Here is a 21,156-nt window from a genome sequence, read left to right on the forward strand (position 1 = left end):
GAGCGTATCCGCGCCAGGGGTGGCCCGATCAGTCCACCTCGCTGGCCTGCGCCAGACCGCTGCGCACGCCGGGGCGCAGGGCCTTGGCCAGGCGTGCCACGGCACTGCCGATCTGGTGCGGGGTGAGCGCTGCGAAGCCCAGCAGCCAGCCGCCCTGTGCCGGCGGCGTGGCGTACAGGCGGCTGAGGCCGGGCAGGTGGATGCCCGCCCGCGCGGCCTGGCGGATCGTCTCGGCCTCGCTCCAGCCATGCTCCAGGCGGCACAGCATCTGCAGGCCGCCCGGTGGCAGCTGCGCGCTGGCGATGCCGCCCAGGTGCTGGTGCAGTGCCTCGGCCATGGCCTCGCGGCGCACGGCATACAGCGTGCGCATGGCGCGAATGTGCGCGGCGAAATGGCCGTCTTCGATAAACCGCGCCAGGGTCAACTGGGCCAGTTGCGGGGTGTGCCCGTCGAGCATGCTGCGCGCGTGGCTCATGGGCGCGACCAGGGCCGGCGGCAGCACCATGAAACCCATGCGCAGGCCGGGGTACAGCGACTTGGCGAAGGTGCCCAGGTAGATCGTGCGCTGCGCGTTGTCCAGGCCCTGCACGCAGGCGGTGGGCAGGCCGTCGTAGTGGAACTGGCTGTCGTAGTCGTCCTCGATGATCCAGCCGTTGCGCTCGGCGGCCCAGGCAATCAGGTCCAGGCGCCGTTCCAGGGCCAGGGTGACGCCGGTGGGGTACTGGTGCGACGGGGTGACGTAGACGGTGTTGGCGCCGCTGCGGTCGGCACGCAGCAGGTCGGTGCGCAGGCCGTGCTCATCCACGGCCACGGGCACCACCTGCAGCTGGGCCATCTCGAAGGCCTTGCGCGCGCCAAAGTAACCCGGGTCTTCGAGCAGGATCGGCCCGCCGGGGTCGGCCAGCACCTGCGCGCACAGGTACAGCGCCTGGCGCGCGCTGCTCAGCACCAGCACCTGGTCGGCGTGCACCCTGGCGCCGCGTTCCAGGTTCAGGTAGCGGGCGATGGCCTGGCGCAGCGGCGCGGCACCCAGCGGGTCGCCATGCAGCAGCACCTGGGCGCGGTAGTCCTTCTGGGCCTGGCGTTGCAGGCGGTCCCAGGTGTCGAGGGGGAAGTTGCGCGTCTCGGGCAGGCCGGTGGCGAAGGCCTTGACCTGCTGCTGGTCGCTGACCCCGCCGCTGGCCAGGATCGCCGCGCCACGGGCGCTGAGGCCGACGGTGGCAGGCGCGTGCTGCGGCGCGCCGGTGCGCGGGGGGCGTGCACCCAGCAGACGCGGCCCCAGGTGCTCGGCCACATAGCTGCCCGAGCCTGGGCGGCGGCAGATGCAGCCCTCCAGCTGCAGTTGCACATAGGCCATCTCCACGGTGTCGCGAGACAGTCCCAGGGAACTGGCCAGGGTGCGGGTGGCGGGCAGGCGGCAACCCGGCGGCAGTTCGCCGGCAAGAATGAGTTCGCGCAGGGCGCGCTGTACCCGCACGCGCAGCTCCAGCGGGGCCAGCTCGGCGGCGGCCAGGCGGATCTTCAGGGTGTCGAGTTGAAAACTGTGGGCCATGACGTCTGTGCAGTGAAGAAGGGCAGGCCGGCATGCTGACCTGCCAGGGCCCGGCTGTCCATGCCTGCCCTTGAACGGGGGAAGGTTACAGCGCGATCTGGTAGAGGATCGTGCCGGGGTTGACGGCCACACGGTTGTACAGCTGCTGGGCGCGATGGTTGGTCTGGTGGGTGTGCCAGTACAGGCGTGTGCACTGCTGCTGGTCGGCGGCGGCCTTGACCCAGGCGATCAGGTGCTCGCCGGTACCCTGGCCGCGCATCTGCGGGGCGACGTAGAGGTCTTCGAGGTAGCAGTAGTGGGTGGTCGACCAGGTAGAGCGGTGGATGACCCAGGTGACCATGCCGACCAGCTCGCCGTCGTACTCGGCCACTGCGGCGAACACGGGCTCGTCGGGGTCCAGAAAGCGCTTGAAGGTGGTGGCGTTGACGGCTTCGCCCAGGTCGATCTGGTAGAAGTCCTGATAGGCCAGCCAGAGCGGCAGCCAGGCCTCGAAGTCGGTGGGCTGGATGGGGCGGATGGCGAGTGATGCGGTACTGCTGGTCATCGCTGATGGTCCTCGTTGATGGCAAGGCTGCATGCCTCGCGACCTGCCCAAGCATAGGGGCAGGGCGCGGGCATCAACCGACCACTTGGAGGGCGGCGGGCAGTCCGCGTGCCTCAGGCTGCCAACACGCCGGCCAGCGCGACCAGCCGCTGTTCGACCGTGTCGCGGGGGCAGTGGCTCTGCAGGTAGCCGGCCTCGACGACAAAGTCGAAGTCCTGCTGCAGGGCATGGGCCAGGGCGTCGCGCCCGAGCAGTTCATCGACATCGATCTGCAGCAGGAAGCCATGCGGCGTGGAGGTGACATAGAGATGGGTGTGCACCTGCGGGCTGTGCCTGTGCAGCAGGTAGAAGTAGGGTTCGTCGGCACTGCCGGAAACCGGCACGTAGCCTTCGACCGACAGCGGTGCCAGTTGCGCCAGCCGCTGCGGGGTTTGCAGCTGTTGATGCAGGGCGAAGCTGAACAGCTCGGCATGGCTGCCACTCATGCGTTCCCTGGCCAGCAGGTACACCTGGTCGCGTTCGAAGCGCAGTTGGCGCAACGCGCAGTACCCGAGGGCCGAGGGGGTCTGGATCAGCACCTGGCGCCACGGCTCCCGCACCCGGGCCTGGTCGATGATGCGTTGCAACTGGGCCGGCAGCGGGCGGGTTTCGTCCAGTCGGTTCCAGAGGCAGAACAGCGTCACGCGCATGCCGTCTTCATTGGCCAGCAGGCGTTTCCAGGTGCCAGGGCCCGTGAGACCGTCGCCAAGGAACGAATGGTTGTAGCCGCGTTTGAGCAGGTAATCACCCTCGCTCAACAGCGCGCGCTCCCAGAGGAAGTCGTCGATTGCGCGTAGGCCGTGGTCGTCGAACATCTGCTCGGCCAGCGCAAGGCTGCTGGCAAAGTGTTCCTGCCAGGTGGCATGCGCGTGGCTTTGCAGCGCCCAGGCGGCGCTGCTGTGGTCGAGCAGAAAATCGATCTGGCCCTGGAAGTAGCCGTGCTGCTCGGCGTGTTCGAGCAGCGGCCGCCATTGGCTGTCGGCGACGATCAGTTTCGCCTTGGTGATTTCCTCGCGCACCTGGGTACCGCGAAAGCCGCTGACGGGCCTGTCGACGCTGGCAAAGTGCGCGAGGATGTCCAGCGCCTGCTCCAGCATTTCGCCAAGCCCGCTGACGCTGCGCTTTACATCGTCCGGCCCGTCGTAGCTGGCATTGACCGACAGGTTGACCACCAGCCGCATCCACTCGCCAAATGCCTGCGGTTGGCTGCTGCCATGGCGGCGCAGGAACATCGCATAGCCGCAGAACTGCACCAGGCGGGTGTAGTTCAGTGGCTGGTCGCTGATGGCGTGGTTGAAGAAGGCGACCTCGTCGAAGTAGTGCGCCGTGGGCAACTGGGTGGCGAAACTGCCGGGCCCCTCGCTCCAGGCTTCGAGCAGCAGCATCAGGGTTTCGGAAAACGCATCATCGAGCCAGCCGTTGTCCTCGTAGACCTGGTAGCTCAGGCGCTGCTGGCGGTTGCGCAGCTTGAGCAGGTCGGCTTCGTAGCCCGGCGCCTCGGGCGCGCGGGTTGCCGCGGCGACCATCTGCAACAGGTTCATCACCGCCTGGTCGAACAGGCGCATGGTCGCGGGGGCCGTGGCGTCATTGCGGGCGTTGCTGAAGTTCCAGAAAAAATCCGCCCAGCGCGTGTCCATGCGCCAGGCGAAGAAGGTCGCGGTGCTGACCGGCTTGCCGTGCATCTGCCGGGTGTGACCGTCGAACTGGGTGTGCAGGTACCGTTCATAGCGCGCCTTGAACGTCTCGAAGGCGGTCAGCGGCATGCCGCGGGCGTTCATCTTGATGTACAGGTCGTCGGCCAGGCCGAAGTCGTCCAGGTCGAGGATCTGGAAGCTGATCACCGGCCGCTGCACATCGATCAGGCGGGCAAAACGGGCGGTGGCGGCGTTATGAAAGCGCTCGTGCATGGCCTGCAGCATGGTCAGGCATGACTGGATGGTGGGGTCCAGGCGCCAGTGGCGAAAGTACCAGGGCTGGTCGGTGAGGTGCTCGATCAGCGAGTCGTCGGCACCCAGCGCGGGCGAGGGCGCATGCTGGCTGAGGGCGTCGAAGAACTCGCTGCTGCTGGGCCTGACGCTGTAGGCGAATCGGGCGCTGCCGTTGGCGTTGCAGAACAGCTGGGCGAAGGCTGCCAGCTCACCGTCGCGTTGCGCCAGGTACCAGTGCAGCAGAAACAGCGTGGTCAGGCGCTGCTGGCCGTCGAGCGGGACGAACTGGCGCTGGGGGTTCAGCGTGCCGTAGACGAAGTCCAGGTTCAGCGGCAGGCTCGGGTCGTCGGGCGGCAGTGCCAGGGCGCGGGCCAGGGCACCGAGGAACTCGCTGCGCACCTCTTCGGTATCGGCCCTGCCCTGGGCGTAGTCGCGCTGGATCAGCGGGATGCGGGTGCCGGCGTAGCGCTCGAACAGCTGGCCGAAGATGATCTGGCTGTTGGCGCTCATGCGTGCTGCTCCTGCGGGTCGGCGAAGAAGGCTATCAGGGTGTGCAAGAGCGCAAGCGCGTAGCCCTTGCGGTCCTGTTCGCCCCAGAACAGCAGGTGCTTGACGTCGGGGCTGTAGCATTTGAGGAACAGGTTGCGCGTGCACAGCGGCACGAACACGCCGCCCTGGTCCAGGGCCAGCAGGCGCTCGCGCTTGACCGCGAAGATCGCGTTCTTGTAGCTGCGGTTGGTCTTCTGGTCGAGCAGCGTGAGGTTGCCGATGCTGTCGTCGACCTCCTGGTTTTCGCCGAACGCCTCCAGCACTGCCTGGTGGAGCGCGTTGAAAGCCTCATCGTCTGCACCCTTGGGGTCGCCAATGAATGCCTCCAGGGCCTCGCGCAGGGGCCGGGTTTCGGTCTTGTCCGGCAGGTGCGGCAGGCAGCGCTGCAGCCATTGCTGTTTTTCCTCGGCGCCGTTGAAGCGGTGGGCGGTGACCGAGCGCACATGTTCGATGTCCCAGCGCTCCTTCTTGAAGCTGTCGAACTGGAAGCGCACGTTCGATTGCGGGTTCTGCAGCAGGCTGGCGAGGTTGAACAGCAGCAGGGTCGCGCGAATGGCCGATCTGTCCCGCTGTGAGTAGTCCAGGCCGGCGAGGAAGGGCGAGAGCGCATCGGTAATGGCGTCGCGGGTAGCCGGCTGGGGCAGGGGCGAGCCGGTCAGTTGCATGAACACGCGCTGGCGCAGGCGCTGTTCGAACTGGCTCTTGGGCAGGCCTTGCGACAGTGCGAACAGCTCGGCCACGGCGACACCCTGCTGCACCAGAAAACCGATGATGTGGTAGAGCCGGCGGTCCTCGAACCATTCCTCCAGCAGCATGCAGGTGTTCTTGACCTGCTGCCATAGCGGTTGCGTCGAGGCGTCGGGGGCAGCCAGCCGGCGACTGTAGTGATGGAACACGGAGTAGCGCTGTCGGGCTGGCGCGCTTGCGCCTTCCAGCCGGGCTACCAGCTGGAACAGGAAGCCGATGCGGTTCTGCCCGGTGCTTGGCTGCTCGTTCAGGAAGTACCAGAGCGCGTCGTTCTGCAGGGCCTTTTCGAGTTGATCCCATTCGTGGGCGATGCGCAGTTGCTGGGGCGTTTCGCCCGAGGCGTCGTCGGCGTTGCGCTTGAGGAACAGCGCACGGATCAGCTCGTCGTCGGTCAGGGGGATCTTGCCGATGTTCAGGCGCGTGAAGGCGTCCACCGGGTTCTCGCTGGCGGCCAGCTCGTACCAGATGACCTTGGTGCGGTTGAGCAGGGTGGACTTGAAGTCGTCGACTTCGTTGTCGTGCTGATCGAACCAGTGCTCGATGCTGTGCATGGCCTGGTACAGGTGGAAGAAATCGACATTGCCGCGGGCCTGTTCGGCCGAGGGCTCGAGCAGAAAATCCGGCAGGTGCGGGCGGGTTTCGTAGCTGAGTTCGAACACCGGTGCGCGGTGTTTTTCTGTGAGCCGCTGGTTGAAGAAACGCAGAATCAGCAGCAGCGTGGTGAGGCGCTGCTGGCCGTCGACCACTTCATACTGGCCATTGTCGCGGGCCTTTAGCACCAGCGGCTGCAGGCAGTAGAAGTCGTCGTTCTGCGGGTTCTTGCGGTAGGCGAACTCGAGGATGTCTTCCAGCAGTTGTTGCACCTGCTCGGGTTTCCAGCGGTAGCCGCGCTGGTAGGCGGGGATCCAGAAGCGATTGACCGGGCTTTGCCTGTCCTCCCTGATCAGCTGGTGGACGGGCTTGGGCCGAAAATCGGGTGAGGTCATTGCAATGGTCCTTATTGCCGAGGGTGCGCAACAGCCGAGCGATGGCAGAGTGCCTTGGTGGGGCGAGGTTGGCAACGGAGTGGGCAGAAAAACCGCGTGGGCAGGTTTTGCTGGCGCTGCGCACCAGATCGCGGGCAAGGCCCGCTCCTACGGCCTGGCGGCCAGAGGCGGAGTCTGCCCGCAGGGCGTAGGAGCCGGCGTTGCCGGCGAACGAGCGCGAAGCGGTCGCAAGGCCTGAGTGCGCGGTGTGTCAGGCGAACCGCATGTGCAGGTTTTACTGGCGCTGCGCACCAGATCGCGGGGCAAGGCCCGCTCCCACGGCCTGGCGGCCAGAGGCGGAGTCTGCCCGCAGGGCGTAGGAGCCGGCGTTGCCGGCGAATGAGCGCGAAGCGGTCGCAACGCCTGAGGGCGCGGTGTACCAGGCAGACCGCATGTGCAGGTTTTACTGGCGCTGCGCACCAGATCGCGGGTCAAGGCCCGCTCCTACGGCCTGGCGGCCAGAGGCGGAGTCTGCCCGCAGGGCGTAGGAGCCGGCGTTGCCGGCGAGCGAGCGCGAAGCGGTCGCAACGCCTGAGTGCGCGGTGTATCAGGCGAACCGCGTGTGCAGGTTTTACTGGCGCTGCGCACCAGATCGCGGGGCAAGGCCCGCTCCCACGGCCTGGCGGCCAGAGGCAGCATCTGCCCGCAGGGCGTAGGAGCCGGCGTTGCCGGCGAACGAGCGCGAAGCGGTCGCAACGCCTGAGTGCGCGGTGTATCAGGCAGACCGCATGTGCAGGTTTTACTGGCGCTGCGCACCAGATCGCGGGCAAGGCCCGCTCCTACGGCCTGGCGGCCAGAGGCGGAGTCTACCTGCAGGGCGTAGGAGCCGGCGTTGCCGGCGAACGAGCGCGAAGCGGTCGCAGGGCCTACATGCACAATGCAGGCTTTTGCTGCGAGGCCACCGCGCCAATCGCCAGGGAAGTGCCCCTCACTCACCCCCCATCATCAGGTCCAGATTCTGCACCGCCGCCCCCGCCGCGCCCTTGCCCAGGTTGTCGAACACCGCCGCCAACAGCACCTGCTCGCCATTCTCGAACACCATCAGGCGCAGGTCGTCGGTGCCGTTCATCACCTGCGGGTCCAGGTACGTCAGCGCCTTGGCCTGCTGCAACGAAAGCACCTCGACGTGCTGCAATTGCGCATAGTGCTCGGCCAGGCACACATGCAAGCGCTCCCCGGTAACACCCGGGGCCAGCAGCCGCAGTTGCACCGGGATGGTCAGCACGATGCCCTGGCGGAACGCACCATAGGCCGGCATGAACATCGGCCGCTGGCCCAGCCCGCTGTACTGCTGGATCTCCGGCACGTGCTTGTGCGCAAGCCCCAGCCCATACGCCTGGTATGCCGGCGCCCCGGCCGCATCCGGCCCCTCGTACAGCTCGACACCGGCACGCCCGGTGCCCGAGTAGCCCGACACGGCATGCAGGCTGGCAGGGTAGTCCTGTGGCAACAGGCCGGCATCGATCAACGGCTTGAGCAGGCCGATGGCCCCGGTCGGGTAGCACCCGGGGTTGCTCACCCGCTTGGCTGATGCAATGCGCTCGGCCTGCTGTGGGCTCATCTGGGCGAAACCATAGACCCACTCCGGGTGGGTACGGTGCGCGGAACTGGCGTCGATCACCCGCACCGCCGGGTTGCGGATGCTGGCCACCGCTTCGCGCGCGGCATCGTCGGGCAGGCACAGCATGGCGATGTCGCAGGCGTTGATCGCCTCGGCGCGGTGCTGCGGGCTCTTTCTGTGTTCGGCGGGCAGGGTCAGCAACTGCAGGTCGGTTCGGCCCTGCAGGCGCTGGTGGATCTGCAACCCGGTGGTGCCCTGGTCGCCATCGATGAATACAACGGGTGTGGCCATGAGTGTGCTCGCACGTGAAAAAGGTCAGGGCTTATCTTCGATGCGCGGTTAAGATAGGAAAAGTTGAATTTGGCAAAGGTCAGGTTCAGTTTTACTGAAGAGGCAACATCCATGCGTGAAATCAGCCTGGACCGTTTGCGTACCCTGGTGGCGATTGCCGACCTGGGGTCGTTCGCCGAAGCCGCCCGGGTGCTCAACCTGGCGCCGCCCACGGTCAGCCTGCATGTCGCCGAGCTTGAAGCACGGGTGGGCGGCACCCTGCTTTCGCGCACCCGTGGCAACGTGCAGCCCACGGCCATCGGCGAAACCCTGGTGGAGCGCGCCCGCCGCCTGCTGGCCGACGCGCAGCAGGCACTGGACGATGTGCAGCGCCAGGTGCTGGGCCTGGCCGGGCGCGTGCGATTGGGGGCGTCCACCGGGGCGATTGCGCAACTGATGCCCCAGGCGCTGGAAACCCTGGGCCATGCACACCCCGGCATCGATGTGCAGGTGGCGGTGCTGACCTCGCGCGAAACGCTCAATAAGCTCGCCGAGGGCTCGCTGGACATCGGCCTGGTGGCCCTGCCGCAAAGCCCGGTGAAGGGGCTGAGCATCGAGCCCTGGCGGCGCGACCCGGTCATGGCGTACCTGCCGGCACGCTGGGACTGCCCGGCGCAGGTCACGCCCGAGTGGCTGGCGACCCAGCCGCTGATTCTCAACGACAGCAGCACCGGGCTGTCACGCCTGACCTCGGAGTGGTTCAACGCGGCCGGCCAGCAGCCGGCGCCGCGCATCCAGCTCAACTACAACGATGCGATCAAGAGCCTGGTGGCTGCCGGCTACGGCGCCACCCTGCTGCCCAACGAGGGCTCCACGCCGCTGGCCGATGCGCGCATCGTGATGCGCCCGTTGCAGCCGCTGCTGTGGCGCCAGCTGGGCATCGCGCACCGCAGCGGCGAGGTGGAGCGTGCCACCGGCCATGTGCTGCAGGTGCTGTGGGGCTTGAGCGCGGGGTAGGGCGGGGCCGCGCAGACCTGTAGAATCCCCGCCAGGACCGCAAGGTCACCCTGTTTCCGGAGCCAGACGCCGCATGCCTGTCATCACCCTGCTGCAAACACCCCCCGACGAACCGATCAAGGGCCAGATCCTGCAGATGGTGGTCGACTACCTGACCGACATCAGCAGCGTGGCCCTGCCGCCGAGCAACCCGCTGTACAGCCTCTACCAGTACGGTATCGGCTATGAGGTGCACCTGTACCTGGAGGCCCTGAGTGGCGCGCGCGGCATCCCGGTGGAGCTGCTGGTGGCCACCGACGAGCAGGACCCCTCGCGGCTGCTGGGGTTCGTGCTGTACCTGCCGGTGCAAGACGACCCCCAGGCCTGTGCGGTGGCGTACATGGCGGTACTGGCCGGGCACCGGCGCCAGGGCATCGCCCGGGCCCTGCTGGGGCAGGTGCGCGAGCGCTACCCGCACGTGGAGCTGGCCTGCGCCGTGGGCAAGGTGGCGTATTTCGAGGCGATGGGCTTTCAGGTGCTGGGGGCACGCGGGCCGCAGGTATTGATGAACACCCGCGATCACGCCACCGAGGGGCTGCTGGCGGTGCTCGACGTGGCGCCGATCTACCGCACCCTTGAGGTCCAGCAGATTCACGCCTACCTGCTCAAGCAGCACGGCAAGCGGGCCATGGTGGACGCCGAAAAGCAGCGCGACCGTCATCTGGATCAACTCACCCGCCAGGCCAGGGCATTCGTGCAGCAGCGCCTTGGCGACACGGGCGCGCAGGCCGCTGCCAGCCTGCGGCTGGTGTGAGGGTAGGGGCGTCAACCGGTGGATTTGTGCGCAGGGCAAGGAACGCCGGCCGGCACTGCGCATCCAAGCTCGATAGCGGCGCACAGGCAGGTATTGATAATGCGTCGCATCCCGTGGTGCTACGAAAGCAACACAAAATCCCGCATCATGGGCGCAGTTTGTTCAAGGGAGAGTTACATGCACGACTTATCATCCAGGCTGCGTCTGGGCGCGTTGGCGCTGGGCATGCTTGTCACCACGCTGGCGGTGGCGAGCGACGAGACGCAACTGGTCGAGTCGATCAATGGATATCGCAGCCAGTCGCAACGTTGTGCCGAGCAGGTGTCGCTGGAGCTGCCGCCGCTGGCCAGCGACCCGCGCCTGGTGCTCCCGGCCAACGGTGTCGGTGACTTGCAACAGGCGCTGGTGAAGGCCTCGTACCCGATGGTCAGCGTGCAGGCCATCAGCCTGTCGGGGCCGCGCGATGCAGCGGCAGCGATGAAGGCGATTCAGGAGAGCTTCTGCAAGGTGGTGCTCGACCCGCAGTTCGTCGATGTGGGCGTGAGCCGCGAAGGGCGTGACTGGCGCATCGTGCTGGCGCGCCCACTGCTCAGTGCCAAGCTGGCGGAGTCGCAGGTGGAGGGGCAGAAGCTGCTCGATGCGATCAACAGTGCGCGGGCCCAGCCGCGCCAGTGCGGCGCCCAGGCCTATGCGGCCAGCGCGCCGCTGGCCTGGAATACCACCCTGGCAGAGGCCTCACAGGGCCATACGCGGGCCATGGCCAACGGCAATTTCTTCGACCACCGCGACCGTGACGGGCGCATGCCGGGCGACCGCGCCGAGTTGCAGGGCTACAGCTATCAGCTGATCGGGGAAAACATTGCCGCCGGGCAGGACAACGTGCGCAAGGTGGTCGATGGCTGGCTGGCCAGTGCCGGGCATTGCGCCAACCTGATGAACCCGCAGTTCAAGGAGCTGGGCGCGGCTTATGCGGTGGACCCCAAGAGCGATGCGGGGATCTACTGGACGGCGATGTTCGGGACGAAGTGACAGCATCGCGGGTCAAGCCCGCTCCCACAAGGCACACCGCCATCCTTGTGGGAGCGGGCTTGACCCGCGAGAGGCCGGCGCCGACCTATACCAGTACCTTGGTCATGGGCACACACGCCAGGTCGATGCCCCGGGGTGAGTGATAGAGCGCTGTCGCTTCGCCCACATAACCACACTGTCGATAGAAGGCTGCAGCGTTCAGCGTGGCGTCCAGGTTCACCTGCGCCAGCCCCAGGTTGCGCGCCAGCGCTTCAAGAAACGCCAGCATCTGTTTGCCCAGGCCTTGCTGCATGTACCCCGGCAACACGAAGATCGCCCCGATTTCACGGGCATTCACATCCAGCATGCCGGTTGCCACCGGCTCACCTTCGATGCACCCCATGTAGAAGTGACTGGCCATAAGGCTGGCGTAGCCATCCTCGGCCGTGCCCGCCGTCCAGGCCAGCATCTGTTCTGCCGGGTAGGCCCCGATGCAGTGATGACGGACTGCCTCCCGACGTATGTCGTAGGCCACCTGGGCATCGGCGCTGGTAGCGGGTCTGATGGTGAGCATTTCACAGTCCATTGGTTCAGGAGGAGGTTGCGGTGGCACTGGCAGTATCGCTGCGGTGGCAGTTCAGGCACCAGACCACGCCACCGACCAGCAGCGCAATAGCAACCAGCTCCAGCGCACCGGGCAGCCGCTGTTCCCACAAAAAGCCGAACAGCAGCGCCGCCAGGGTTTCCACCACCAGCACCTGGCCGCTGAGCGCCAGCGGCAGCAGCCGGCTGGCCTGGTTCCAGAAGGCGCCGCCGACCACCGACGATAGCAGCGCCACGCCCGCGGCCACCAGCACGAAGTGAACCCAGGTTGCCGCGCCATGGGCCGCCACTTCAGGGCCCAGCACCGGGATCGCCAGCACCAGCGCCTGTGCGCCGGTCATCAGGCCCGTGAGCAAGGCCCAGTCGTGGGAGGACACGCCGCCGACCAGGGCCAGCCGACGGGCGTTGGCCACCGCGTACCAGCTCCAGCTCACCAGCGCGCCCACGGCGCACAGCAGGCCGGCTATCACCTGGCCGCTGCTGGTGCGGGTGTCGGCGCCGCTGTGCAACGCATCGAGGCTGATCAGGGCCACGCCGGCCATCGCCAGGGTCAGCGAGGGGATCAGCCGCCGCACAGGCACCGCGTTGGCGTCATGGCGCCCCGCCAGGGTCACCAGCACCGGGATCAGACCGACGATCAACGAGGTGGTGGCGATGCCGACCAGTTGCACGCCGCTGCCCACCAGCGAGTAGTACACCAGGTTGCCCACCAGGCTCAGCCAGAACAGCGAGACCCAGTCGGCACGGGTGAGCTGCGCGCATACCCGGTGCAGGCGCGGCATCAGCAGCACCAGCGAAAACAGCCCGTAACACAGGAACCGCAGTACCGCGAACTGCACCCCGCTCAACCCTGGGGTGAGTTCGGGGCCCAGGAAGATCACGCCCCAGCACACCCCGGCCGCCACGCCGTAGCCAAGCCCCTTTACCAACGAACGATCAGCGAACATCGCACCACCCCTGCCGTGAAAGGTGCCCAGCATGCGGGTTTTGCCAGTGGTGGTATTGGCGCCGACTGCGGGTTTTTTTACCCAGGCTGTTGCTGGCGCCTGCGGTAGGCGGCGGGAGTGATGCCGCCCACCCGCTGCATGGCGCGGGTAAGGGCGGCCTGGTCGCTGAAGCCGCTGCGCAGGGCGATCTCGGCAATCGGCAGGTGGCTGTCGCCCAGCCAGCGCTGCGCCTGCTCGATCCTTACGCGGGTCAGCCAGCCCTGCGGGGTGCAGTCATGCAGCTCGCGAAAGCGCTGATGCAGCTGGCTGAGGCTCATGCCCGCGACATGGGCCATGCGCTCGTTGCTCCAGGCGGCGGCTGGTCGGGCGTGTACCTGGGCAATCAGGCGGTTGAGGCCGGGGTTCGGCTGCACCGGCAGGGCGGCCAGCGACGCCAGCAGCAAGGGCGCCAGGTGCGTTGCAGTGGCCGCCAGCTGGTCACGGCCGATGAGCTCGGCATATTCGATCAGGCGCCGGGTGGCGGGCGGGATGGCGACGTAGGTGCGTTGGGCCAGCGCCGTGAACGGCTGGCCGTGCAGTGCATCGGGAGCACAGTCGAGCACCAGGAAGCGACTGCCGGGCTGCGCCAGCTGCGCGTGCTGCGAACCGGGTCGCACCAGCGCCGCCAGGGCATTGTCGATGCTGCCGCCACGGCCATCCACGTCGATTTCCATGCGCCCGCAGATGGGCAGCACCAGTTGCGTGAAGTCATGCTGGTGATGAGCGCTTTCAGCCTGATAGCTGCGAATATCGAGGTTCAAGACCAATGGTGCACTCCTGGCGTCAGACGTCGGCATGGCCGCCGTGCGCACAGGCTATCCTCGACCCTCTGAACATTCAATCGCACGTGCGCGCCCCAGCCGACAGCCGGCTGTTCGAGATGATCGCACAGTGCCACAATGCGGCTTACCAGCGCTTCACCATAGCGGGCATAGCCAATGGATCATCCCTTTTCGCACCCTGATGCCACTGTGGCGCAACTGGCCCGTACCGACCGTTTGCAGTTGCTGTTCCGTCAGTCGCTGACCGCGGTATACGGCAGCTTTCTTGGCGCAGTGATGCTGTGCTGGCTGTGCTGGGACTACATCGAACACAACGTCGCGTTGAGCTGGATCGGCGTGCTGAGCGTGGCGACCCTGTCGCGCATCGTGCTGTTCACCGCTTACTACCGCAGCCCCGAGACCAGCCATACCCCGTCGCGCTGGGAACGCAGATACTGGGTCACCCTGGTGTTCAGTGCCGGCGTGTGGGGCCTGGGGGCGCTGGCGGTGATGCCGCACGACAGCCTGCTGGCCCAGGCGATCGTGCTGTTGTTCGCCGTGGGCATGTCGGGCAGCGCGGTGTCCTGCTATTACGCCTACCGCTCGATGACCCTGGCCGCCATCGGCCTGGTGCTGCTGCCCTGCACGCTGTGGCTGCTGTTTCAGCCCTCGCAGTTGCAGACCGGCATGGCCCTGGCGGTGCTGGTGTTTTCCTCGTTCATGCTGCGTGCCACCGGCAAGCTCTGCGCGGCGCTGGAGAAGGCGTTATGCCTGACTCACGAGATGGAACGCGCGCACCACATCGCCAGCAGCGCGGCGCAAACCGATGAGCTGACCGGCCTGAAGAACCGCCGGGCGTTCTTCGAACATGCCCAGCAGTTGTACTCCCACAGCCAGCGCGAGCAGCGCCCGCTGTGCGCACTGATGCTGGACATCGATCACTTCAAGCGCATCAACGACACCTACGGTCATCAGGTCGGCGACGAGGTGCTGCGCCAGATCGGCGGGGTGATCAAGGCCTCGTTCCGCGACACCGACGTGTACGGTCGGCTGGGCGGCGAGGAGTTCGCGGTGCTGCTGGCCGACACGCCGATGGACACGGCGATGGGCATCGCCGAACAGTTGGCGCAAGCCATCGCCCAATTGCAGTTCGTGCACCACAGCGACGGCCGCCAGGGCATGACGGCCAGCTTCGGCGTGGCGGTGGCCAGTGCGGCGCACAGCGACCTGCACACCTTGCTCAACAGCGCCGACCAGGCGATGTACCGCGCCAAGGCCCAGGGGCGCAATCAGGTGGTGGCGGCCGACTGACCGCCTGTGCACTGCAACTGAACGTTCGGCCACGCCCGGCACTCACTAGAGCTGAGTGACCCAGAGGACAATGCCATGTCGGTTGACCGCAATACGCCTGAACTCAAAGCCTGGTATGCCGTGCTGGACGATCAGAGTTACCGGCTGGAGTCGCCGGATGCCTACCACCAGGCCCTGGTCAGCCTGGCCCAGGCGCTGCTGGACGACGGTGCCATCGAATGGGACGACTGGCTGGCGCTCAAGGCCATGGCCGATGAGGCGAACACGCACGCCATCGAAGCGGCCGTGGAGGCCAAGGTCGACGACCCGGATACCTGATCGCCAGGGAGGTGCGGATGAAAACGCTGAAGATCGCCACATTCAACATCAACGGCCTGCGGGCGCGGCTGCCCAACCTGCTGGCCTGGCTGGAGCGGGAACAGCCCGACATCGCCTGCCTGCAGGAGCTCAAGGCGGTAGACAGCGCGTTCCCTGTGGCTGACTTCGAAGCCCTCGGCTATGGCTGCCTGCACCATGGCCAGGCGTCGTGGAACGGCGTGGCGATTCTGGCCCGTGACGCGCAACCGCTGGAGGTGCGCCGCGGCTTGCCGGGAAGCGAGGACGATACGCAAAGCCGGTATCTGGAAGCGGCGGTGCTGGGCATTCAGGTCGGCTGCCTGTACCTGCCCAATGGCAACCCGCAACCGGGGCCCAAGTTCGACTACAAGCTGGCCTGGTTCGAACGCCTGATCGCCCACGCCCAGGGCCTGGTGAACAGCGAGCACCCGGTGCTGCTGGCCGGCGACTTCAATGTGGTGCCCACCGACCTGGATATCTACAACCCGCGCTCCTGGCTCAAGGACGCGCTGCTGCAGCCCGAAAGCCGCGAATGCTACCAGCGCCTGCTGGCCCAGGGCTGGACGGATGCTATCCGCCACCTGTACCCGGACGAGCGGGTGTACACCTTCTGGGACTATTTTCGCCAGCACTGGCAGAAGAACTCGGGGCTGCGCATCGACCACCTGCTGCTCAACCCGCCGCTGGCCAGGCGCCTGAAAAACGCCGGGGTCGACGCCTGGGTGCGCAACGAAGCGCATGCCAGCGACCATGCACCCACCTGGATCGAACTCAAGGCCGCTCGATGAGCCCCTTGTTACGCATCGGCTGTGCCGGCTGGAGCCTGCCGCGCGCGTACTGGCCGGCGTTCGCCGAGCAGGGCACGCACCTGCAGCGGTATGCGTCGCGCCTGCCGGCCGTGGAAATCAACAGCTCGTTCTACCGCCCGCACCAGCCCGCCACCTATGCGCGCTGGGCTCAGGCGGTACCGCCAGGCTTCGCATTCTCGGTCAAGGTGCCCAAGCAGATCACCCATGTGCAACGCCTGCATGACTGCGCCGGGTTGCTGGATGCGTTTGTGCAGCAGTGCACGCAGCTGGGCGAGCGCCTGGGATGCCTGCTGGTGCAGACCCCGCCATCGCTGGCCTGCGAGCCGCAGGTGGCGCAGGCGTTCTTCGGTGCACTGCGTGAGCGCTACGCCGGCGCCGTGGCGTTCGAGCCGCGCCATGCCTCCTGGGCCGACGCCGGGGCGCTGCTCGAACGCTGGCGCATTGCCCAGGTGGGGGCCGACCCCAGCCCCATCGGTGCCGTGCATCCAGGTGGCTGGGCCGGCTTGCGCTATTGGCGCCTGCACGGCTCGCCACGCCTCTATCACAGCGCCTATGGGCACGAACGCCTGGCACTGCTGGCCCAGGACATACGCCAGGCCCTGGAGGCCGGCATGGAGTGCTGGTGCATCTTCGACAACACCGCCAGCGGCGCTGCGGTAGGCGATGCACTGGGCCTGCTGCAACTGCTGGAGGACACATAAGGCAATTTGCTGGCCCCGACGCCTTTTCATCCTTGGCAAACTCGCCGCCTTTCAACGGGTTAGGATGACTTCATGCGAGGTTTCGTGATGACCGTGGCCGTGTGCGCACTGGCCACCTTCTCGCTGGCGACGCACGCCAAGGCGCTGAACAAGAATGACCGCTTCGTGTGCAGCTGGGGTTCGGAGATTGCCGCCGGTGCGCAGCAGTCCAAGCTGTCCGGGGTCACGCTGTATGCCGCGCGCAAGCGTCTGCAATCGCGTAAGTTCCCCAAGCCGTGGATGCGCATGACGGCCATGGGCATTACCGAACAGACCTACAACAGCCGCTCGCGGCTCAAGCCGCCAGCCATCAAGCAGACCTACTACGAACAGTGCGCGCGCCATGCCATGGCGCAGCGCTAGGCGCCGAGCAGGCGCTCGATCCGGGCCAGTTCCCAGGTGCTGAGCAGGTAGACCGGGTCGGTGCCGTAGCGCAGGCCAGGCTCGTACACCCGGCCATCCGGGCTCTGGCAGCGCTGGCAGTGGTGCAGGTGGCCGTGTTCGACATCCAGGCTCAACTGCCAGCCGTCGATCTGCACCTGCATCACGCCACTGGCCGGTTGCGCCTGCAGGCACTGCAGGCTGGCCAGCCCCAGGGCGGCGTCACGTAGCTGCTGGCACACCTCGCGGGCGGTGAGGGTGTGGTCAGTGGGCGCGTTCATCCATACCTCCCGGAAAAAAGCGTCACTTTATGCGGTGGCGCGGGCGATGTCTTCGCCTGCCTGAGTCGCGCTATAGTCGCCGGCTTGTCGAAGCCCAATGAACGAGGTGTGGTGTGAGAGTGCTGATCGTGCTGTTGCTGGGCCTGATGCCCATCGTTGCCCAGGCGCTTGAGGTGGGCGAGCGCGTGGCCCCGTGGACCCTGCTCGACCAGTTCGAGCAGCCGTATACCCTCAACGACGACACTGCCCTGGTGCTGGTGGCGCGTAGCATGGAGGGTGGCAAGCTGGTCAAGGCGGTGCTGGAGGGGCAGCCCAAGGGCTACCTGGAGGCGCGCAAGGGTGTGTTTGTCGCCGACGTGCAGCGCATGCCGGCGCTGATCGCCAAGCTGTTCGCCATCCCGGCCATGCGCGACTACAGCTACCGCGTGCTGCTGGACCGCGAGGGGCGGGTGGCCTCGCGTTACCCGGGCGCCGAGGGCACGGTGCTGTTGCTGCAACTGGAGCACGGGCGCGTGACGGCCAAGCAGGAATTGGCCGATGCACAGGCACTGCGCGAGGCGCTGGCCGAGGTGAAGGCGCGTTGAAGATCCCCGCTGAGTTCATCGTTCACGAAACCGCGCACTGGGTACTCAACCACCATCTGTCTTCGGCGTTGCCGGGTTACCTGATGCTGGGGTCGCGCCAGCCGGTCGATTCACTGGCGCAACTGCCCGACGCGGCGCTGGCCGAGATGGGCGGGCTGATGGCCAGGACGCAGGCGGTGATGGAGCGCCAGTTGCAGCCCAAGTGGCTGTATATCAGCCGGTACGGGCATATGCCGGGGTACCCGATTCACTTTCACTTCATCCCGGTGTACGACTGGGTGGAGGCGCTGTTCTGGAAGGATGAGCGCTATCGGCTGCTGCAGACCTATGCCGGGGCCGGCTGCCAGTCGCTCACCGATGGCGCGGAGCTGACCCTGTTCGTGTGGCGCGAGTTCGGTGAGCGCGAAGACCCGCCAGCGGTGCAGGGGCGCTCGGTAGGTGAAGCCATTGAATGTGTGCGTGAGGCGTTGCGATGAGGGGCCTATGGTTGGAAGGGGCACTACCCGTGTGATTTGAGCCATGCGAGCGCTTTGCGCTCGATCGCGGGCCAAGCCCGCTCCCACAGAAGCAGCGCAAACCTGTGGGAGCGGGCTTGACCCGCGATCGGGTGCGCAGCACCAGCAGGCAACTACACCCCTCACTTCACCGGATGCGCCGCCACCGCCACCTTCAACGCCTCGGTCACCAGCTCGATCAGCACCGGCCTGGCACTGGCCTGCATGGCCTTGCCGATGTCTGGCTGCTTGCTCATTACCTTGTCGGCATACTTGGATTCGCGACCTTCGCTGGCCAGTGACGCCAGCTCCTTCGCCGAAAACGACTGGCTGTAGGCCTCGACCAGGTGCTGGTCCCACTGCGGCTGGTACTTGGGCAGCAGCCCCTTGATGGCCGCCGTCACGCTCTTTTCCGCTTGCTGGCTGCCGACCTGCGCAGTCAGCAGGCCGTAGGTGTTGGTGCGCATGGCCGCCGACAGCGCAATCGGCCCCAGGTTGGCCCCGGCCTGGCTCTTGACCACGAACTCGCGCGCCGCCTCTGCGGCCGGTGCCTTGGCATAGGCAGTGCCACCCAGTCCGCTCAACGCCAGCAGGGCAAGCAGGGTATATAGAACTTTCATGATCACTCCGTTCTCGACAATCCGAATCTACTGCGCCAGATGCTCCAGCGCGATGCCCGGCCGCTCCACATGGCGGTAGCCGGTCTGGCCGGCCACCGGCACGGGCACGCCCGGTTGCGGGGCCCTGGCCTGGGTACGATAACCCAGCGGGCTGGTGCCCAGCTCTTTCTGAAACACCCGGCGCATGCGTTCTTCGCGGCCGAAGCCGACGGTTTCGGCAATGCGCTTGATCGGCTCGCGGGTGGTCTCCAGCAGGCGGCACGCCGCTTCAAGGCGCAATGTTTCCACCGCCTGGGCCGGCGTGTCACCCGTGGCCGCCACATAGGCCCGGGCAAAATGCCGCGGGCTCATGCCGAACTGCTCGGCCAGGCGCTCCACCCGCAGGTCGCCATCCAGGTTGGCGGCGATCCAGGCATGCAGCCGGGCCAGGCGCACATCCGGTGCGGTGCGCAGCGCGTTGGACTGTGCCTGCAACGAGGCACTGAGCTGCGGTTGCCCGGCCGAGCGCCACAGAAACACCGTGAAGTAGCGTGCCAGCGCCAGGGCCGCGTGGGGGCCCAGGTCCTGCTCCACCAGTGCCAGCGCCAGGTCGATGCCCGCCGTGGCGCCGCCGCAGGTCCACAGGTTGGCGTCGTTCAGGTACAGCGCGTCGGGCTGGCACTGCACGCTGGGGTAGCGCGCCTGCAACTCGTCATTGAACTTCCAGTGGGTCACCACCCGACGGCCATCGAGCAGGCCCGCAGCCGCCAGCGCGAAGGTGCCGGTGCCCACCGAGCACAGCCGGCGAATCTGCCCATGGCGCCGGCGCAGCCAGTCGCACGCGCGCGGGTCTGCTTCCAGTGCGGCCACCCCCGGGCCGCCGGCCACGATCAGGGTGTCGATGTCGCGCAGCTCCAGGTCCAGCTGCGCCAGTGAACGGGTCATCACCTCGATGCCCGACACCGTGCTGATCAGGCCGCCCTCGGGCGAGGCCAGTACCAGGCGATAGGGCGGGTGCTGTGCGAACGCGCCGGCCAGCAGGCGCGGCACGGCGCCGAACACCTCCAGCGGGCCGGCCGCATTGAGCAGCAACGCATCGTCGAAACCCAGCACCACCACCGCGCGGGGCGCGGGTGGCGTGGCAGCAAAGGAGGGGTGTTTGGCATGGAGTTGCACGGGGGGCCTCGACATACTGGGTTCAACACGAAACAAGGGGACGACAATGCCGTTATTCGCTGCTGCTGCCAAGCACCTGCACGCCCGCCGCACCACCTTGCGCGCCGTGGCGCTGTGCGCCGGCATGGTGCTGGCCCAGGCCGTCAGCGCCGCACCTGCCGCGCTGCGGGTCGGCGACCAGAGCGGGCTGGTACAAACCCTGCTGCAGGCCGCCGGGGAGGCCGAGCCCCTGACCTTGCCCCTGAGCTGGCACCCGTTCCCGGCCGGCCCGGCCTTGCTCGAGGCGCTGAGTGCCGGGGCGGTGGATGTGGGGGTGGTGGGCAATGCGCCGCCGGTGTTTGCCCAGGCCGGTGGTTTCGACATCCGTATCATCGGCGTGGCCGACGGCGCCCAGAACAACAATGCGCTGCTGCTGCCACAAGGCTCGACGGTGCAACAGGTGGCCGACCTCAAGGGCCGGCGCGTGGCGGTGGCCAAGGGCTCCAGCGGCCACTACCTGCTGCTGGCCGCGCTGCGCCAGGCCGGGCTGAGCCCCCGGGAGGTGAAGATCGCCTATGCCAGCCCCATCGATGCGCAAAACGCCTTTGCCAGTGGCCACCTGGACGCCTGGGCGGTGTGGTACCCCTTTGTCGGGCAGGCCACCGCTCACGGCGCCCGGGTGCTGGTGGACGGCTCGGCCTGGCCCGAGACCGGCCTTAACTTCACGGTCGCCAGCGGCCAGGCCCTGGCCGACCCGCAGCGTACTCGACAGCTGGGCGAGCTGATGGTGCGCCTGGCCAGGGCGCAGGCCTGGGCCACCGCCCACCCGGATGCCTGGGCCCAGGCGCTGGCAGGCAGCACGCGCCTGCCCCTTGAGCTGGTGCGCGAGATGCTGGCGCACCAGCACTTGCGCTATGTGCCCATCGACCCTTCGATCATCGCCTTGCAGCAACGCCTGGCCGATGCCTTCGCCGCCGAGCGCCTGATCCCAAAACCGCTGCAGGTTGAACAGGTATTCGATAGCCGTTTCAACAGTTTGCTGCCACAACCTGACTAAACACTTCAACTCGACCTGCCATGCCG

At 67.1% G+C, this 21,156-nt stretch carries 22 protein-coding genes; 11 read left to right on the plus strand and 11 right to left on the minus strand.

Translation table 11 applies throughout. The annotated features are described in order from the left end of the window. Window positions 1-28 precede the first annotated feature (28 nt). The 5 genes from ACPRTJ_RS22100 to argC form a co-directional block, all read right to left on the minus strand. A complete protein-coding gene (locus tag ACPRTJ_RS22100; protein ID WP_054915361.1) occupies window positions 29-1,552 on the minus strand; it encodes a PLP-dependent aminotransferase family protein in 1,524 nt (507 codons plus the stop codon). An 85-nt stretch (window positions 1,553-1,637) separates the two neighbouring features. Further along, on the minus strand, window positions 1,638-2,096 hold the full coding sequence (locus ACPRTJ_RS22105) for a GNAT family N-acetyltransferase (RefSeq protein WP_426427295.1): 459 nt from the start codon (window positions 2,094-2,096) through the stop codon (window positions 1,638-1,640). A 113-nt stretch (window positions 2,097-2,209) separates the two neighbouring features. Then, window positions 2,210-4,573 (minus strand): GmrSD restriction endonuclease domain-containing protein, encoded by a 2,364-nt coding sequence (locus tag ACPRTJ_RS22110; protein WP_426427296.1) that lies wholly within the window; start codon window positions 4,571-4,573, stop codon window positions 2,210-2,212. Further along, window positions 4,570-6,345, minus strand: coding sequence for a DUF262 domain-containing protein (locus tag ACPRTJ_RS22115; RefSeq protein WP_236176908.1), 1,776 nt, complete (start codon window positions 6,343-6,345; stop codon window positions 4,570-4,572). Before ACPRTJ_RS22115 ends, ACPRTJ_RS22110 begins: the two co-directional genes overlap by 4 nt. Window positions 6,346-7,312: 967 nt before the next feature. Then, window positions 7,313-8,236 carry an N-acetyl-gamma-glutamyl-phosphate reductase gene (gene argC / locus ACPRTJ_RS22120; protein WP_274096396.1) on the minus strand — a complete coding sequence of 308 codons (924 nt, stop codon included), beginning with the start codon at window positions 8,234-8,236 and terminating at the stop codon, window positions 7,313-7,315. 111 nt (window positions 8,237-8,347) lie between these two features. Here argC and ACPRTJ_RS22125 point away from each other — a divergent pair, with 111 nt between their 5' ends. The 3 genes from ACPRTJ_RS22125 to ACPRTJ_RS22135 all read left to right on the plus strand — a co-directional run bounded on the left by ACPRTJ_RS22125 (window position 8,348) and on the right by ACPRTJ_RS22135 (window position 11,054). After that, a complete protein-coding gene (locus tag ACPRTJ_RS22125; RefSeq protein WP_043860492.1) occupies window positions 8,348-9,232 on the plus strand; it encodes a LysR family transcriptional regulator in 885 nt (294 codons plus the stop codon). Between the two features lie 73 nt (window positions 9,233-9,305). After that, a complete protein-coding gene (locus ACPRTJ_RS22130) occupies window positions 9,306-10,025 on the plus strand; it encodes a GNAT family N-acetyltransferase (RefSeq protein ID WP_043860493.1) in 720 nt (239 codons plus the stop codon). A 177-nt stretch (window positions 10,026-10,202) separates the two neighbouring features. Continuing rightward, complete coding sequence (locus ACPRTJ_RS22135; protein WP_043860494.1) at window positions 10,203-11,054, plus strand: CAP domain-containing protein; 852 nt, start codon at window positions 10,203-10,205, stop codon at window positions 11,052-11,054. 85 nt (window positions 11,055-11,139) lie between these two features. On the opposite strand, the gene ACPRTJ_RS22140 is transcribed toward ACPRTJ_RS22135, so the two are convergent. From ACPRTJ_RS22140 to ACPRTJ_RS22150, 3 genes are all read right to left on the minus strand, one after another. After that, window positions 11,140-11,607 (minus strand): GNAT family N-acetyltransferase, encoded by a 468-nt coding sequence (locus tag ACPRTJ_RS22140; protein ID WP_058540690.1) that lies wholly within the window; start codon window positions 11,605-11,607, stop codon window positions 11,140-11,142. A gap of 16 nt (window positions 11,608-11,623) precedes the next feature. After that, a complete protein-coding gene (locus ACPRTJ_RS22145) occupies window positions 11,624-12,583 on the minus strand; it encodes a DMT family transporter (protein WP_078480222.1) in 960 nt (319 codons plus the stop codon). A 77-nt stretch (window positions 12,584-12,660) separates the two neighbouring features. After that, window positions 12,661-13,389 carry an AraC family transcriptional regulator gene (locus ACPRTJ_RS22150; protein WP_043860496.1) on the minus strand — a complete coding sequence of 243 codons (729 nt, stop codon included), beginning with the start codon at window positions 13,387-13,389 and terminating at the stop codon, window positions 12,661-12,663. Window positions 13,390-13,560: 171 nt separating this feature from the next. Here ACPRTJ_RS22150 and ACPRTJ_RS22155 point away from each other — a divergent pair, with 171 nt between their 5' ends. The 5 genes from ACPRTJ_RS22155 to ACPRTJ_RS22175 all read left to right on the plus strand — a co-directional run bounded on the left by ACPRTJ_RS22155 (window position 13,561) and on the right by ACPRTJ_RS22175 (window position 16,942). Then, on the plus strand, window positions 13,561-14,694 hold the full coding sequence (locus ACPRTJ_RS22155) for a GGDEF domain-containing protein (RefSeq protein ID WP_426427297.1): 1,134 nt from the start codon (window positions 13,561-13,563) through the stop codon (window positions 14,692-14,694). A 75-nt stretch (window positions 14,695-14,769) separates the two neighbouring features. Beyond that, entirely contained in the window at window positions 14,770-15,012 is a 243-nt protein-coding gene (locus tag ACPRTJ_RS22160; RefSeq protein ID WP_054915353.1) for a hypothetical protein, read from the plus strand. A gap of 17 nt (window positions 15,013-15,029) precedes the next feature. After that, the gene (gene xth / locus ACPRTJ_RS22165) at window positions 15,030-15,818 is read left to right on the plus strand and encodes an exodeoxyribonuclease III (RefSeq protein WP_043860499.1); all 789 of its coding nucleotides are present in this window, start codon (window positions 15,030-15,032) and stop codon (window positions 15,816-15,818) included. Beyond that, on the plus strand, window positions 15,815-16,540 hold the full coding sequence (locus tag ACPRTJ_RS22170) for a DUF72 domain-containing protein (RefSeq protein ID WP_426427298.1): 726 nt from the start codon (window positions 15,815-15,817) through the stop codon (window positions 16,538-16,540). Before xth ends, ACPRTJ_RS22170 begins: the two co-directional genes overlap by 4 nt. A 72-nt stretch (window positions 16,541-16,612) precedes the next feature. Further along, on the plus strand, window positions 16,613-16,942 hold the full coding sequence (locus ACPRTJ_RS22175; RefSeq protein WP_043860501.1) for a hypothetical protein: 330 nt from the start codon (window positions 16,613-16,615) through the stop codon (window positions 16,940-16,942). On the opposite strand, the gene ACPRTJ_RS22180 is transcribed toward ACPRTJ_RS22175, so the two are convergent. Beyond that, on the minus strand, window positions 16,939-17,241 hold the full coding sequence (locus ACPRTJ_RS22180; protein WP_043860502.1) for a DUF7693 family protein: 303 nt from the start codon (window positions 17,239-17,241) through the stop codon (window positions 16,939-16,941). The genes ACPRTJ_RS22175 and ACPRTJ_RS22180 overlap by 4 nt on opposite strands. 113 nt (window positions 17,242-17,354) lie before the next feature. Between ACPRTJ_RS22180 and ACPRTJ_RS22185 the strand changes: the two genes are divergently transcribed. Together ACPRTJ_RS22185 and ACPRTJ_RS22190 are read left to right on the plus strand one after the other, a co-directional pair. After that, a complete protein-coding gene (locus ACPRTJ_RS22185) occupies window positions 17,355-17,825 on the plus strand; it encodes a hypothetical protein (protein ID WP_054915351.1) in 471 nt (156 codons plus the stop codon). Then, on the plus strand, window positions 17,822-18,301 hold the full coding sequence (locus ACPRTJ_RS22190) for an HIT family protein (RefSeq protein ID WP_058540692.1): 480 nt from the start codon (window positions 17,822-17,824) through the stop codon (window positions 18,299-18,301). The genes ACPRTJ_RS22185 and ACPRTJ_RS22190 overlap by 4 nt, the downstream gene beginning before the upstream one ends. 161 nt (window positions 18,302-18,462) lie before the next feature. Here ACPRTJ_RS22190 and ACPRTJ_RS22195 read toward each other — a convergent pair whose 3' ends face one another. Continuing rightward, window positions 18,463-18,939: a hypothetical protein gene (locus tag ACPRTJ_RS22195; RefSeq protein WP_043860504.1), complete on the minus strand. Its 477-nt coding sequence runs from the start codon at window positions 18,937-18,939 to the stop codon at window positions 18,463-18,465. 27 nt (window positions 18,940-18,966) lie between these two features. Continuing rightward, complete coding sequence (locus ACPRTJ_RS22200) at window positions 18,967-20,094, minus strand: GlxA family transcriptional regulator (protein ID WP_236171670.1); 1,128 nt, start codon at window positions 20,092-20,094, stop codon at window positions 18,967-18,969. A 46-nt stretch (window positions 20,095-20,140) separates the two neighbouring features. On the opposite strand from ACPRTJ_RS22200, the gene ACPRTJ_RS22205 reads away from it, so the two are divergent. Further along, complete coding sequence (locus tag ACPRTJ_RS22205; RefSeq protein WP_236176912.1) at window positions 20,141-21,130, plus strand: ABC transporter substrate-binding protein; 990 nt, start codon at window positions 20,141-20,143, stop codon at window positions 21,128-21,130. Window positions 21,131-21,156 lie beyond the last annotated feature (26 nt).

Origin of the sequence: Pseudomonas palmensis, assembly GCF_049942755.1 — a bacterium.
Taxonomy (GTDB): Bacteria; Pseudomonadota; Gammaproteobacteria; order Pseudomonadales; family Pseudomonadaceae; genus Aquipseudomonas; species Aquipseudomonas palmensis.

Coding starts and splice junctions, on each gene's coding strand:
- ACPRTJ_RS22155 (WP_426427297.1), top strand. CDS start 13,561: ATGGATCATCCCTTTTCGCACCCTGATGCCACTGTGGCGCAACTGGCC.
- ACPRTJ_RS22130 (WP_043860493.1), top strand. CDS start 9,306: ATGCCTGTCATCACCCTGCTGCAAACACCCCCCGACGAACCGATCAAG.
- ACPRTJ_RS22170 (WP_426427298.1), top strand. CDS start 15,815: ATGAGCCCCTTGTTACGCATCGGCTGTGCCGGCTGGAGCCTGCCGCGC.
- ACPRTJ_RS22115 (WP_236176908.1), bottom strand. CDS start 6,345: ATGACCTCACCCGATTTTCGGCCCAAGCCCGTCCACCAGCTGATCAGG.
- ACPRTJ_RS22180 (WP_043860502.1), bottom strand. CDS start 17,241: ATGAACGCGCCCACTGACCACACCCTCACCGCCCGCGAGGTGTGCCAG.
- ACPRTJ_RS22160 (WP_054915353.1), top strand. CDS start 14,770: ATGTCGGTTGACCGCAATACGCCTGAACTCAAAGCCTGGTATGCCGTG.
- ACPRTJ_RS22205 (WP_236176912.1), top strand. CDS start 20,141: ATGCCGTTATTCGCTGCTGCTGCCAAGCACCTGCACGCCCGCCGCACC.
- argC (WP_274096396.1), bottom strand. CDS start 8,236: ATGGCCACACCCGTTGTATTCATCGATGGCGACCAGGGCACCACCGGG.
- ACPRTJ_RS22135 (WP_043860494.1), top strand. CDS start 10,203: ATGCACGACTTATCATCCAGGCTGCGTCTGGGCGCGTTGGCGCTGGGC.
- ACPRTJ_RS22195 (WP_043860504.1), bottom strand. CDS start 18,939: ATGAAAGTTCTATATACCCTGCTTGCCCTGCTGGCGTTGAGCGGACTG.
- ACPRTJ_RS22125 (WP_043860492.1), top strand. CDS start 8,348: ATGCGTGAAATCAGCCTGGACCGTTTGCGTACCCTGGTGGCGATTGCC.
- ACPRTJ_RS22140 (WP_058540690.1), bottom strand. CDS start 11,607: ATGCTCACCATCAGACCCGCTACCAGCGCCGATGCCCAGGTGGCCTAC.
- ACPRTJ_RS22100 (WP_054915361.1), bottom strand. CDS start 1,552: ATGGCCCACAGTTTTCAACTCGACACCCTGAAGATCCGCCTGGCCGCC.
- ACPRTJ_RS22175 (WP_043860501.1), top strand. CDS start 16,613: ATGCGAGGTTTCGTGATGACCGTGGCCGTGTGCGCACTGGCCACCTTC.
- ACPRTJ_RS22105 (WP_426427295.1), bottom strand. CDS start 2,096: ATGACCAGCAGTACCGCATCACTCGCCATCCGCCCCATCCAGCCCACC.
- ACPRTJ_RS22110 (WP_426427296.1), bottom strand. CDS start 4,573: ATGAGCGCCAACAGCCAGATCATCTTCGGCCAGCTGTTCGAGCGCTAC.
- xth (WP_043860499.1), top strand. CDS start 15,030: ATGAAAACGCTGAAGATCGCCACATTCAACATCAACGGCCTGCGGGCG.
- ACPRTJ_RS22145 (WP_078480222.1), bottom strand. CDS start 12,583: ATGTTCGCTGATCGTTCGTTGGTAAAGGGGCTTGGCTACGGCGTGGCG.